This is a genomic window from Enterobacter sp. CPE_E863 (assembly GCF_046521465.1).
GTDB lineage: Bacteria > Pseudomonadota > Gammaproteobacteria > Enterobacterales > Enterobacteriaceae > Enterobacter > Enterobacter adelaidei.
Genome location: NZ_JBKFZX010000001.1, coordinates 1,841,703 through 1,855,191, shown reverse-complemented (window position 1 = coordinate 1,855,191; position 13,489 = coordinate 1,841,703). Strand labels below are relative to the sequence as shown.

The window sequence follows — 13,489 nt, the reverse complement described above, 5'->3', positions numbered from 1 at the left end:
TCGGTTTTTGATGATGGTTTGTCGATAAATGCCCGCGGTTTGTATCAATTTTCGCCATCACAATAGCGACGAGATATGATTAACCCCGGAAAATAAAACAGTAACAAACTGTCTATAACCTACTGAAAATAGCGCCCGTGATCTACCGCCAGAAAACACTATTTCTTACTTTATCTGTGAAAAATAAGCGATCGGCGTCACTGACAGTGATATTTACCTTAAATTCATCGTCAAAGCCGATAAATCGCGCAAACGAAGCGGTAAAAACATGATATAGCGCCATAAGAGAACAAGTTATTAACATTAAATTAACTTGTGAAAGTCATAAGCTTTATCAGTTTTACTTGTCAAACGTCTGTTTTTTCAACATATCACTAAATGTTATCGAATTCGGTGATTCAGTAAGCACTGGCAGTGAAAAATGCCGCAGACAGCGACAGGTTTTAAATGCCATAATCGGGACCGTCTCAAATTAACAACAATACCAGTACATGGTTTGCGCAAGGCGAAGGATTATTTTTATGAAGCTTAAGAACACACTCCTGGCGTCCGCACTTCTCTGTGCGACCGCCCTGTCTGCGAATGCCGCAACAGAGTTAACGCCGGAGCAAGCGGCAGCGTTAAAACCTTTTGACCATACGGTCATTGTGGGTCGTTACAATTCCATTGGCGATGCCGTCGCCGCCGCATCAAAAGCCGCCGATAAAAATGGTGCGGCCTCGTTTTACGTCGTTGACCAGTCTGATTATGGCAACAGCGGTAATCAGCGCGTAACGATTGCGCTGTTCAAAGACAATGCACCAAAAGCTGATGCACCGAAAAATCGCGTGATTAATGGCATCGTTGAACTGCCAAAAGATCAAGCGATCGCATTGGAACCTTATGACACCGTCACCGTTCAGGGCTTCTATCGCAGCCAGCCTGAAGTGAACGATGCCATCACCAAAGCGGCGAAAGAGAAAGGGGCATACTCTTTCTATATCGTGCGTCAGGTGGATGCTAACCAAGGCGGCAACCAGCGCATTACCGCGTTCATTTATAAAGAAGATGCGAAAAAACGTGTTCTGCAAAGCCCGGATGTTATCCCGGCTGATTCCGAAGCAGGCCGCGCGGCGATAGCGAAGGGCGGTGAGGCAGCGAAGAAAGTTGAAATTCCTGGCGTAGCAACCTCTGCTGCACCAAGCGCTGAAGTGGGTCGTTTCTTCGAAACGCAATCCACGAAAGGTGGCCGTTATTCCGTGACGCTGCCAGACGGTACCAAAATTGAAGAGCTGAACAACGCCACTGCTGCACAGATGGTGCCGTTCGACAGCATCAAGTTTACCGGCAACTACGGCAACATGACGGAAGTTTCTTATCAGGTCGCGAAGCGTGCGGCGAAGAAAGGCGCGAAATACTACCACATCACCCGCCAGTGGCAGGAACGTGGCAACAACGTGACGATCAGCGCCGATCTCTACAAGTAACAAAATCATTGATCAAAGGCGGCGCAATGCCGCCTTTTTTTGTTACTTTTTTTGAATTTCTGCCACACGTCATTGCATGCTTTCGTTACACTCCGTAAAATCCCGCGCCTTAGTGTGATCCACCATTTTTATGCGCCTGTGCGAAATAATTATTCTGGATTTGGACTTTTCATAACAGGAAGCCAATGGAAAAGAAACTTGGCCTGAGTGCTCTGACTGCACTCGTTTTAAGCTCAATGCTGGGCGCGGGCGTATTCAGTTTACCGCAGAACATGGCGGCGGTGGCAAGCCCAGCCGCACTCCTCATTGGCTGGGGTATCACCGGCGTTGGAATATTGCTGCTGGCGTTCGCAATGTTGCTGCTGACCCGCATCCGACCTGATCTGGACGGCGGTATTTTCACCTATGCACGTGAAGGTTTTGGTGAGCTGATTGGCTTCTGCTCCGCATGGGGATACTGGTTATGCGCGGTTATCGCCAACGTCTCCTATCTGGTGATCGTCTTCTCGGCGCTGAGTTTCTTTACCGACACGCCTGAGCTGCGTCTCTTTGGCGATGGTAACACCTGGCAGTCTATTGTGGGTGCCTCGGTACTGCTGTGGTTCGTTCACTGGCTGGTTTTACGTGGCGTACAAACAGCAGCCAGTATTAACCTTGTGGCAACCCTCGCGAAGCTGGTCCCGCTTGGTCTGTTTATCGTGCTGGCCTTTATTGCGTTCCGTATGGACGTATTTAAGCTCGATTTCACCGGCGTTGCGCTGGGCGTACCTGTCTGGGAGCAGGTGAAAAACACGATGCTCATCACCCTGTGGGTGTTTATCGGTGTTGAAGGCGCGGTCGTGGTTTCCGCCCGGGCACGCAATAAACGCGATGTGGGCCGTGCAACTTTGCTGGCCGTACTGGCCGCGCTGGGGGTCTATCTGCTGGTGACGCTGCTGTCTCTGGGCGTGGTAGCACGTCCTGAGCTGGCCGGAATGCGTAACCCATCAATGGCAGGGCTGATGGTGAAAATGCTCGGTCCCTGGGGCGATGTGGTGATTGCTGCGGGGCTGATCATCTCCGTCTGTGGCGCTTACCTGAGCTGGACCATCATGGCCGCTGAAGTCCCGTTTCTGGCCTCTACGCATAAGGCGTTTCCACGCCTGTTTGCCCGTCAGAACAAAAACAGTGCGCCGTCCGCGTCACTCTGGCTGACTAACATCAGCGTGCAGGTCTGTCTGGTGCTGATCTGGCTCACAGGTTCTGACTATAACACTCTGCTGACCATCGCCTCCGAGATGATTCTGGTACCCTATTTCTTAGTGGGCGCATATTTGTTAAAAATCGCCACACGCCCGGCGCACTATGTTGTGGGTGTAGGAGCCTGTATTTACGGTCTGTGGTTGTTGTATGCTTCCGGGCCTATGCATTTGCTGCTGTCTGTAGTGTTATATGCACCGGGTTTGCTGGTGTTTATCTATGCACGCCGCACGCATCAGCTGGAAAACGCTCTTAAACGCCGCGAGATGGCCTTAATCGGACTGTTACTGGTTGCAGCTTTACCGGCAACCTGGATGTTAATGGGATAGCATCGCCTTTCCCATTGTTGAACTGTAAAGGAGAATACGATGGGAAATGAACAGCTTCACCCAATACTGATTACCGGTGGAGGCCGACGTATCGGCCTCGCCCTTGCCCATCATTTTCTCAACCTTCGCCATCCGGTCATCGTCAGTTATCGTACTGAATATCCTTCTGTCGAAGGATTACGGAAAGCAGGAGCTGTCTGCATTCAGGCGGATTTTTCAACCGATGAAGGCATTCTGGCCTTTGCGGATAAGGTGAAGTCCATCACGACGGGGCTACGTGCCGTTATCCATAACGCCAGTGCCTGGTGTGCCGAAAAGCCCGGCACGTCGCTCAGCGAAACGCTCTCTGCCATGTTACAGATCCACGTTAATGCGCCCTATTTGCTTAATCACGCGCTGCAGGATCTGCTGCGCGGCCACGGGCATGCTGCGGGTGACATTATTCATTTCACCGATTATGTGGTGGAGCGTGGCAGCGACAAGCACATTGCCTATGCAGCCAGTAAAGCCGCGCTGGATAACATGACGCGCTCGTTTGCCCGCAAACTCGCGCCCGAGGTGAAGGTAAATGCCATCGCTCCGGCAATGATTTTATTTAACGAAACCGATGATGCGGAGTATCGCCAGCAGGCGCTGAACAAGTCGCTGATGAAAATCGCCCCAGGCGAAAAAGAGGTGATCGACCTTGTGGATTACCTGCTCACCAGTTGCTACGTTACCGGCAGAACCTTTGCCGTGGACGGAGGCCGACCACTGCGCTAGTGAAAACGACTCCAGAAGAAGATTAATACCCAGGCGCTGAGCCCCCAGCAGACCACTGCCCCGCTCAGCGCCAGGGGAAGTCGCAGAAAACCGGTGAAATACCAAAGCGATAACAGGTAGAGGAAATACGGGATGATAGACCACATGCCAAACACGATGGTCGTTCGCAATGCTTCTGTGCCCCGTTCAGAGGCCACAATATAGTGCGCAATGAGCGCAAAAGTCGGGAAGAGTGGGATCAGCCCGGCAATATAATAATTTTTGGTTTTTGCCAGAATGCCAATCAGTAACACCACCAGCGCCCCAAGCGCGGCTTTAATCACCAGCCCCATACTTTTTCTTTCCTGAAACAATCAAGTAACAATATGAGTCAGAATAACGGAACTGATGCTAATTTTGAAAGATTAATGGAAGGTTAAGGTTCTGCGGTGTATGTTGACATTTTTCACGATAACAGACGTTGTATGAATAAGATTGTTTATGTTGAAGACGAACCCGAAGTCGGGCAATTGATCGCCGCCTATCTGGGTAAACATGATATGGACGTCATTGTTGAGCCTCGTGGCGATCGCGCCGAAGAGGTCGTCGTGCGTGAAAACCCGGACCTGGTACTGCTGGATATCATGTTGCCAGGAAAAGATGGCATGACGCTCTGCCGCGACCTACGCGCCCGCTGGGACGGTCCTATCGTACTACTCACCTCGCTGGACAGCGATATGAACCATATTTTGTCGCTTGAGATGGGTGCCAATGACTACATTCTGAAAACCACACCGCCTGCCGTTTTGCTCGCGCGCCTGCGCCTTCATTTACGCCAGCACGCCAGCATCGAACGTGAGGCGCCTGCTCCGTCACTGACGCCGCACAAAGCGATGCGTTTTGGTACGCTTTCCATTGATCCGATCAACCGTCAGGTACTGCTTTCCGACGAGCTTATTGCGCTCTCGACCGCCGATTTTGACCTGCTTTGGGAGCTGGCGACCCATGCCGGGCAAATCATGGATCGCGATGCGCTGCTGAAAAACCTGCGCGGAGTGAGTTATGACGGCATGGATCGCAGCGTTGATGTGGCGATATCGCGCCTGCGCAAAAAGTTGCAGGATAACGCCACCGAGCCGTACCGCATTAAAACCGTGCGTAACAAGGGTTACCTGTTTGCCCCGCACGCCTGGGAAACCTGATTATTTCATCATCCGGAATCGTTAATGAAAAAGCTGTTTGTGCAGTTTTATCTTCTGCTGTTTGTCTGCTTCCTGGTGATGACCATGCTGGTCGGGCTGGTCTATAAATTCACCGCCGAACGTGCGGGCAGGCAGTCGCTGGATGACCTGATGAAAAGCTCGCTGTATCTGATGCGCAGCGAGCTGAGAGAGATCCCACCGCACGACTGGGCAAAGACCCTGAAAGAGCTGGATCTGAACCTGTCGTTTGATTTACGCATTGAGCCGTTGAAAGATTTCGATCTGGACGCGCGTGCCATGCAGCGTCTGCGCGACGGGGACATTGTCGCGCTGGATGAGAAATATACCTTTATCCAGCGTATTCCGCGCAGCCATTACGTGTTGGCCGTCGGGCCGGTGCCCTACCTCTATTATCTGCACCAGATGCGTCTGCTGGATATGGCGCTGATGGCCTTTATCGCCATTTCACTCGCGTTTCCGGTTTTTATCTGGATGCGACCACACTGGCAGGACATGCTGAAACTGGAATCCGCCGCACAGCGTTTTGGCGAGGGACATTTTACCGAACGTATTCACTTCGACAGCGGTTCCAGCTTTGAACGTCTGGGCGTGGCCTTTAACCAGATGGCAGATAACATCAATGCCCTAATCGCCAGTAAGAAGCAGTTGATCGACGGGATTGCACACGAGCTGCGGACGCCGCTGGTTCGCCTGCGCTATCGTCTTGAAATGAGCGAGAATCTGACGGAAGCGGAATCTCAGGCTCTGAATCGCGATATTGGCCAGCTTGAAGCGCTGATTGAGGAGCTGCTGACCTACGCGCGCCTCGACCGCCCGCAGAACGAGCTGAACCTCAGCACGCCGGATCTGCCTGACTGGCTGCAAACTCACATTGATGATGTCCAGAGCGTGAACCCACAACGCACGCTGTTGACCCGCGTTACCTCGGGTGATTATGGTGCTCTGGATATGCGCCTGATGGAGCGCGTGCTGGACAACCTGCTCAACAACGCCATGCGTTACAGCGAAAGCACATTGCAGATTGGACTGGATTTACAGGGCAATCAGGCTCGTCTGACGGTGGAGGATGACGGGCCGGGGATAGCCCCGGAAGCGCGAGAAACGGTGTTTGAACCGTTTGTGCGTCTCGATCCCAGCCGCGATCGCGCCACTGGCGGATGCGGCCTGGGGCTGGCGATTGTCTACTCTATCGCACAGGCGATGGGCGGAACGGTGCATTGCGAGGAGAGCGAACTCGGTGGCGCGCGCTTCTGCTTTAGCTGGCCGGTATACCATAACATCGCCCTTCCCGTTCCTGCCTGACTTAAACCGCACGCTGGCCTGACCCGGCGTGCTGTGCTATATGATAAGTATGTTGTAACTAATGAGTATATTTATGGCGACTTACGATCTCATCGAAAGGCTCAACAGCACCTTTCGCGAAATAGAACATGAATTACTTACGCTGACAGAACGCTTGCAAACCTGCCGCCTGCTGGCCGCGCGCGTCTTTACCCTACCGGATGTAGCCAAAGGGGCTGAACACGATCCGCTGGATACCATCGACGTGAAACAGCACATCGGCAAAGCCGCATTTGAACTGGCATTAAAACATTATCGTCACCTTTTTATTCAGCAGCAGTCAGAACAACGCAGCAGTAAGGCGGCTGTTCGTCTGCCTGGCGTGATCTGCCTGCAAACCGATGCGACAACGCGTGAAGCGCTGGAAGGTCAGATTACGTATATCAACACTCTGAAAGCGGCATTTGAAAAGATCATCACCGAAGAGTCAGGCCTGGCCCCTGCTGCCCGGTTCGAGTGGGTGCATCGTCAGCTTCCTGGATTGATTACCCTGAATGCCTACCGCACGCTGACGGTATTGCGTCATCCCGCCACGCTGCGCTTCGGCTGGGCCAATAAGCACATCATTAAAAACTTCACCAAGGATGAGATTCTGGCGCAACTGGAAAAAAGTCTGAAGACGCCGCGCACCGTGGCACCGTGGTCGCGGGAACAGTGGATTGAACGCCTGGAGCAGGAGTATCACAGCATCGCCTCGCTACCGGCGGACACGCGCCTCAAAATAAAGCGCCCGGTGAAGGTCCAGCCTATCGCCCGCGTCTGGTATTCCGGTCAACAGAAACAGGTGCAGTATGCCTGTCCGACACCGCTGATTGCGCTTTACGATGCCGATCAGGGTGCTATCGTGCCGGATATCGGTGAACTTCTGAATTACGATGCTGAAAATATCCAGCACCGTTACAGACCTCAGGCGCAGCCGCTACAGCTGATTATTCCGCGGCTGCACCTGTATGTGGCGGGATGATTATTTCAGGCTGCCGACCATCGCTTCCGGACGAACCCAGGCGTCGAACTCCGCCTCCGTCAGGTAGACCAGCGCCAGGGCGGAGGCTTTCAGCGTCAGCCCCTCTTTATGCGCTTTTTTGGCAATCTCGGCGGCTTTATCGTAGCCGATATGGGTATTGAGCGCCGTCACCAGCATCAAAGACTCGTTGAGCAACTGGCTGATGCGCTCGCGGTTTGGCTCAATACCTACCGCACAGTGCTCGTTAAAGCTTTCCATCCCGTCCGCCAGCAGCCGAATGGATTGCAGAACGTTGTGGATCACCATTGGACGATAGACGTTCAGCTCGAAGTTGCCGGATGCGCCTCCCATGTTAACGGCCACGTCGTTGCCTATCACCTGACAGCAAAGCATAGTCATGGCTTCGCACTGGGTCGGGTTCACTTTACCCGGCATGATGGAGCTGCCCGGCTCGTTTTCCGGGATGCTGATTTCACCAATACCGCAACGCGGACCCGAAGCCAGCCAGCGTACGTCGTTGGCAATTTTCATCAGCGAGGCCGCCAGCCCTTTCAGCGCGCCGTGGGTATGAACCAGCGCATCGCAGGTCGCCAGCGCTTCGAACTTATTGGGTGCCGTAACGAACGGCTGCCCGGTGATGTTTGCCAGCTCCTCCGCCACGCGCACCGCGTATTCAGGATGGGTATTTAACCCGGTCCCGACCGCCGTCCCGCCGAGCGCCAGCTCCGCCAGATGCGGCAGGCTGTACTCAATATGCTTCAGGTTATGTTCCAGCATCGCGACCCAGCCGGAAATCTCCTGGCCGAGCGTCAGCGGCGTGGCGTCCTGCAGGTGCGTACGGCCAATTTTGACGATGTCACGGAAGGCCTGCGCTTTCTCGTTGAGCGTGGATTTCAGAACGTTGAGCTGCGGGATAAGCTGCTCGCGAATAGCGATGACCGCCGCCACGTGCATTGCCGTCGGGAACACGTCGTTCGAACTTTGGCTCTTGTTCACGTCATCATTCGGGTGAACCTTACGCTCCATACCACGCACGCCGCCCAGCAGCTCGCTTGCGCGGTTTGCCAGCACTTCGTTCATGTTCATGTTGCTTTGCGTGCCGGAACCGGTCTGCCAGATGGCCAGAGGGAATTCATCAGGGTGCTTGCCTGCCAGCACCTCATCAGCCGCGCTGATGATGGCCGAGGCTTTTTCTGAAGCCAGCAACCCTAAGTCCTGATTCACTTTGGCTGCGGCGCGTTTCGTCAGTGCCAGCGCCTGAATCAGCGAAACGGGCATTTTCTCAGTTGAGATGCGGAAGTGTTCCAGCGAGCGTTGGGTTTGTGCGCCCCAAAGTTTGTCGGCCGGGACGTCGATCGCGCCCATAGAATCTGTTTCGCGACGATGCGTTGTCATTACTTTCTCCTTGATAACAAAGATGGGATTGCTCACATGCTTAAGAGATAAGTATTGATGGCTTCTGAATTACTGTATGGCGCTTTGTGCGCTCTTTATTATGCCGGGTGGCGCTGACGCTACCCGGCAGAGTTTTAGCTTACTTCACACACGCCGAACACTGGGAAGACTGGATCTGTTTGAAGAAGTCGTTACCTTTGTCATCCACGAGGATAAACGCCGGGAAATCTTCCACCTCAATTTTCCAGATCGCTTCCATACCCAGTTCCGGGTATTCCACACACTCCAGGCTCTTGATGCTGCCCTGCGCCAGCACGGCTGCCGGGCCGCCGATGCTGCCGAGGTAGAAGCCGCCGTGCTTGTGGCAGGCGTCCGTCACCTGCTGGCTGCGGTTGCCTTTCGCCAGCATGATCATGCTGCCGCCGTTGGCCTGCAGCTGGTCAACGTACGAGTCCATACGGCCTGCCGTGGTTGGGCCTAACGAACCGGAAGCATACCCTTCAGGCGTTTTCGCCGGGCCTGCGTAGTAGATCGGGTGATCTTTAATGTACTGCGGCAGCCCTTCGCCGTTGTCCAGACGCTCTTTCAGCTTCGCGTGCGCGATGTCGCGTCCGACGATAATCGTGCCGTTCAGGGAGAGACGCGTCGACACCGGATACTGCGAAAGCTGTGCCAGGATCTCTTTCATCGGACGGTTCAGGTCAACGCGAACCGCTTCACCCTCACCTGCTTTACGCAGTTCTTCCGGAATGTACTTACCTGGGTTGTTTTCCAGTTTTTCGATCCACACACCTTCGCGGTTGATCTTGGCCTTGATGTTACGATCCGCAGAGCAGGACACGCCCATCCCGACCGGGCAGGATGCACCGTGACGCGGCAGACGGATCACGCGCACGTCGTGAGCAAAGTACTTACCGCCAAACTGTGCACCCAGGCCCAGATTACGCGCTTCTTCCAGCAGTTCTTGCTCAAGCTGCACGTCGCGGAACGCCTGGCCGTGCTCGTTCCCTTCCGTTGGCAGGCCATCGTAGTATTTGGTTGAGGCCAGTTTCACGGTCTTCAGCGTGCTTTCAGCCGAGGTACCGCCGATCACGAAGGCAATATGGTACGGCGGGCACGCCGCGGTGCCGAGGGTGCGCATCTTCTCAACCAGGTAGTTCTTAAGCTTGCCCGGGGTGAGCAGCGCTTTGGTTTCCTGGTAGAGATAGGTTTTGTTGGCTGAACCGCCGCCTTTGGCGATGCAGAGGAATTTGTACTCGTCACCGTCTACGGTATAGAGGTCAATCTGCGCAGGCAGGTTGGTACCGGTGTTGACCTCTTTGTACATATCCAGCGCCGCGTTTTGCGAATAGCGCAGGTTATCTTCGGTGTAGGTGTTGTAGACGCCGTGCGCCAGCGCCGCTTCGTCACCACCGCCGGTCCAGACGCGCTGGCCTTTTTTACCGACAATGATTGCCGTGCCGGTGTCCTGACAGGTCGGCAGAACGCCTTTGGCTGCGATATCGGAGTTACGCAGGAACTGCAGGGCAACGTATTTATCGTTCTCGCTGGCCTGCGGGTCGCTCAGGATATCGGCAACCTGCTGCTGATGCGCGGGACGGAGCATAAACGAAGCGTCGTGGAACGCATGCTGCGCCAGCAGCGTCAGCGCCTGCGGATCGACCTTGAGGATCTCCTGTCCTTCAAACTCAGAGACGGAAACGTGATCGCGGGTTAACAGGTAATACTCGGTCTGATCCTTACTCAGCGGGAAAGGATCCTGATAATGAAAGGGTTTATTCGACATTGTTCTCTCACTTACTGCTTCAGTCTGATTATTTGGGCAGATGTTCCGCTGCCCGCTTAAAAGCGAGTCAGCTTATCCTACACAATTTTTTAACAAAAACTGAGACTAGTACGACTTTTTACATCCGCAGGTTACTTCCACGTGGTTTATTGCTTTAATACCCGGAGTTAATTCCACATTTGAATCAGGGCTTGATAATGCAAAAACTCATTAACTCAGTGCAAAACTACGCCTGGGGAAGTAAAACTGCGTTAACGGATCTCTACGGTATCGCGAACCCGAACAACCTGCCGATGGCAGAACTGTGGATGGGGGCGCACCCGAAGAGCAGCTCAAAAATTGAAGATGCCAGCGGCCAGATTCGCGCTCTGCGCGACGTCATTGATGCCGATAAAGGCGCGCTGCTGGGCGACAAGGTTGCCAGCCGTTTTGGTGAGTTGCCGTTCCTGTTTAAAGTACTGTGCGCCGACCAGCCGCTCTCCATTCAGGTTCACCCGAACAAGAAAGCCTCTGAGATTGGTTTCGCCAAAGAGAACGCCGCAGGCATTCCGTTAGATGCCGCCGAGCGTAACTACAAAGATCCTAACCATAAGCCGGAGCTGGTCTTTGCGCTGACCCCGTTCCTGGCGATGAATGCGTTCCGCGAGTTTTCAGAGATCATCTCCCTGCTGCAACCTGTCGCAGGTGCCAACAAGGCTATCGCCCACTTCCTCGAAAACCCAAACGCAGACGCGCTGAGCCAGCTGTTTGCCAGCCTGCTTAACATGCAGGGTGAAGAGAAATCGCATGCGCTGGCGGTGCTGAAAGCGGCGCTGAACACGCAGCAAGGTGAACCGTGGGAGACTATCCGTCTGATTTCCGAATTCTACCCGGACGACAGCGGTCTGTTCTCTCCTCTGCTGCTGAACGTGGTGAAGCTGAACCCGGGCGAAGCGATGTTCCTGTTTGCCGAAACGCCTCACGCCTATCTGCAGGGTGTCGCCCTGGAGGTAATGGCCAACTCTGACAACGTGCTGCGCGCGGGTCTGACGCCGAAATATATCGATATTCCTGAGCTGGTTGCCAATGTGCAGTTCGTGGCGAAACCAGCCGGAGAGCTGCTGACTCAGCCGGTGAAAAACGGCGCAGAACTGGACTTCCCTATCCCGGTTGAGGATTTTGCTTTCTCACTGCACGACCTGAGCCAGACAGAAACGACCATCGCGCAGGAGAGCGCGGCGATCCTGTTCTGCGTAGAAGGCGAAGCGGTGCTGCATAAGGGAGAACAGTGTCTGGTGCTCAAGCCGGGCGAGTCGGCTTTCGTTGCGGCCAATGAATCTCCGGTTAGCATTAGCGGTAAAGGCCGCCTGGCGCGCGTTTTTAATAAGCTATAGGGACTTACTGAATTTTTTAACAACTCTTGCTAAGCTAGTTGCTGGCTTTATATCTCCGGGCGGTGTCTACCGCCTGGTTTCATTTTAGGGATAGTCGCAATGAAAAAATCGGTCGTAGCGGTTGGAGTGATTGTAGCGTTAGGCGTGGTCTGGACAGGTGCCTCCTGGTTTACCGGGAAACAGCTGGAAGGCCGTCTGGCTGAGATGGTGGCGCAGGCTAACAGCGAGCTTAAACGCAGCGCGCCGGAAGCAGGTCTTGAGCTGAGCTACCAGAATTATCAGCGCGGCGTATTTACCAGCCATATGCAGGTTGTGGTGAAGCCGGTTGCCGGTACTGAAAACGGCTGGCTGAAATCGGGCCAGAGTGTGGTGCTGGATGAAGTGGTCAGCCACGGTCCGTTGCCTCTGGCGCAGTTGAAGTCCTTTAACCTGATCCCGTCGATGGCATCCGTTCACACCGTACTGGTGAACAACGACCTGACCAAACCGCTGTTCGACCTGGCGAAGAATGAATCACCTTTCGAGATTAACACCCGCATCAGCTATGCCGGTGACACGAGTTCCGATATTGCCCTGAAAGCGCTGAACTACGAGAAAGAGAATGAGAAAGTCGCCTTCAGCGGCGGTAACTTCAAGCTTGATGCTGACCGCGACGGAAACGTGTTCTCCCTGACGGGTGAAGCGGAAAGTGGCCTGGTCAATGCCGTCAATGAATACAACCAGAAAGTTCAGCTCACCTTCAATAATCTGAAAGCCGACGGCAATAGCCGAATGACCGATTTTAAAGAGCGTATCGGCGATCAAAAACTGTCTCTCGATAAGGTTGCCATTGCGGTTGAAGGAAAAGAGATGGCCGTGCTGGAAGGCATGGACGTCAACGGCAAATCCGACGTTTCCAAAGACGGTAAGAGTATCAATACTCAACTGGACTACACGCTGAAGAGCCTGAAAGTGCAGAATCAGGATCTGGGCACCGGCAAACTCTCTCTGAAGATCGGCAATATCGACGGCCAGGCGTGGCACGAGTTTAGCCAGAAATACAGCAAAGAGAGCCAGGCGCTGCTGACCGATACCGCACTGCAGCAGAACCCTGAGGTATATCAGCAGCAGGCGATAGCGGTGCTGTTCAATAACCTGCCGATCCTGCTGAAAGGCGAGCCGGTGATAACCGTTGCGCCACTGAGCTGGAAAAACAGCAAAGGTGAAACCAACTTTAACCTGTCTCTTTTCCTGAAAGATCCGGCAACTGCCACGGGTGAACCGCAAACGCTGGCGCAGGAAGTCGATCGCAGCGTGAAATCGCTCGACAGCAAGCTGACCATCCCTATGGAGATGGCAACCGAGTTTATGACCCAAATTGCGAAACTGGAAGGCTACGGTGATGAAGACGCCGGCAAGCTGGCGAACCAGCAGGTGAAAGGCCTGGCGGCGATGGGCCAGATGTTCCGCATCACCAAGGTGGAGAACAACACGATTTCCACCAGCCTGCAGTACGCCAACGGCCAGGTCACGCTCAACGGCGATAAAATGCCGCTGGAAGACTTCGTCGGCATGTTTGGTATGCCGGCTCTGGGGATGCCGGACCCGGCTGAACCGGCAGCGCCAGCTGAACCGGCTGCACCGCAGCAGTAA

The 13,489-nt window shown here is 54.1% G+C and carries 11 protein-coding genes; 8 read left to right on the top strand and 3 right to left on the bottom strand.

What is annotated here, in order from left to right:
• Nucleotides 1-521: 521 nt before the first annotated feature.
• The 3 genes from ydgH (at nucleotide 522) to folM (ending at nucleotide 3,796) form a co-directional block, all read left to right on the top strand.
• A complete protein-coding gene (gene ydgH, locus ACLHV8_RS09160) occupies nucleotides 522-1,466 on the top strand; it encodes a DUF1471 family protein YdgH (RefSeq protein WP_028017329.1) in 945 nt (314 codons plus the stop codon).
• Nucleotides 1,467-1,651: 185 nt separating this feature from the next.
• Entirely contained in the window at nucleotides 1,652-3,034 is a 1,383-nt protein-coding gene (locus ACLHV8_RS09155; protein WP_028017328.1) for an amino acid permease, read from the top strand.
• A gap of 39 nt (nucleotides 3,035-3,073) precedes the next feature.
• Nucleotides 3,074-3,796 (top strand): dihydromonapterin reductase, encoded by a 723-nt coding sequence (gene folM / locus ACLHV8_RS09150; protein ID WP_208593929.1) that lies wholly within the window; start codon nucleotides 3,074-3,076, stop codon nucleotides 3,794-3,796.
• Here folM and ACLHV8_RS09145 read toward each other — a convergent pair.
• On the bottom strand, nucleotides 3,793-4,128 hold the full coding sequence (locus ACLHV8_RS09145) for a GlpM family protein (RefSeq protein WP_028017326.1): 336 nt from the start codon (nucleotides 4,126-4,128) through the stop codon (nucleotides 3,793-3,795). The two genes, folM and ACLHV8_RS09145, sit on opposite strands and share 4 nt — an antisense overlap.
• A 132-nt stretch (nucleotides 4,129-4,260) precedes the next feature.
• Here ACLHV8_RS09145 and rstA point away from each other — a divergent pair, with 132 nt between their 5' ends.
• The 3 genes from rstA (at nucleotide 4,261) to tus (ending at nucleotide 7,303) form a co-directional block, all read left to right on the top strand.
• Nucleotides 4,261-4,977, top strand: a complete 717-nt coding sequence (rstA, locus tag ACLHV8_RS09140; RefSeq protein ID WP_028017325.1) for a two-component system response regulator RstA — start codon at nucleotides 4,261-4,263, stop codon at nucleotides 4,975-4,977.
• A 24-nt stretch (nucleotides 4,978-5,001) separates the two neighbouring features.
• Complete coding sequence (gene rstB / locus ACLHV8_RS09135) at nucleotides 5,002-6,300, top strand: two-component system sensor histidine kinase RstB (protein ID WP_028017324.1); 1,299 nt, start codon at nucleotides 5,002-5,004, stop codon at nucleotides 6,298-6,300.
• A gap of 73 nt (nucleotides 6,301-6,373) precedes the next feature.
• Nucleotides 6,374-7,303 carry a DNA replication terminus site-binding protein gene (gene tus / locus ACLHV8_RS09130; RefSeq protein ID WP_128347944.1) on the top strand — a complete coding sequence of 310 codons (930 nt, stop codon included), beginning with the start codon at nucleotides 6,374-6,376 and terminating at the stop codon, nucleotides 7,301-7,303.
• Here the strand turns inward: tus and fumC are convergent, their stop codons facing one another.
• Together fumC and fumA are read right to left on the bottom strand one after the other, a co-directional pair.
• Nucleotides 7,304-8,698 carry a class II fumarate hydratase gene (gene fumC, locus ACLHV8_RS09125; protein WP_208593928.1) on the bottom strand — a complete coding sequence of 465 codons (1,395 nt, stop codon included), beginning with the start codon at nucleotides 8,696-8,698 and terminating at the stop codon, nucleotides 7,304-7,306.
• A gap of 139 nt (nucleotides 8,699-8,837) precedes the next feature.
• A complete protein-coding gene (gene fumA / locus ACLHV8_RS09120) occupies nucleotides 8,838-10,484 on the bottom strand; it encodes a class I fumarate hydratase FumA (protein WP_028017321.1) in 1,647 nt (548 codons plus the stop codon).
• 197 nt (nucleotides 10,485-10,681) lie between these two features.
• Between fumA and manA the strand changes: the two genes are divergently transcribed.
• Entirely contained in the window at nucleotides 10,682-11,857 is a 1,176-nt protein-coding gene (manA, locus tag ACLHV8_RS09115) for a mannose-6-phosphate isomerase (protein ID WP_208593927.1), read from the top strand.
• A gap of 99 nt (nucleotides 11,858-11,956) precedes the next feature.
• Complete coding sequence (locus ACLHV8_RS09110) at nucleotides 11,957-13,489, top strand: YdgA family protein (RefSeq protein WP_108090044.1); 1,533 nt, start codon at nucleotides 11,957-11,959, stop codon at nucleotides 13,487-13,489.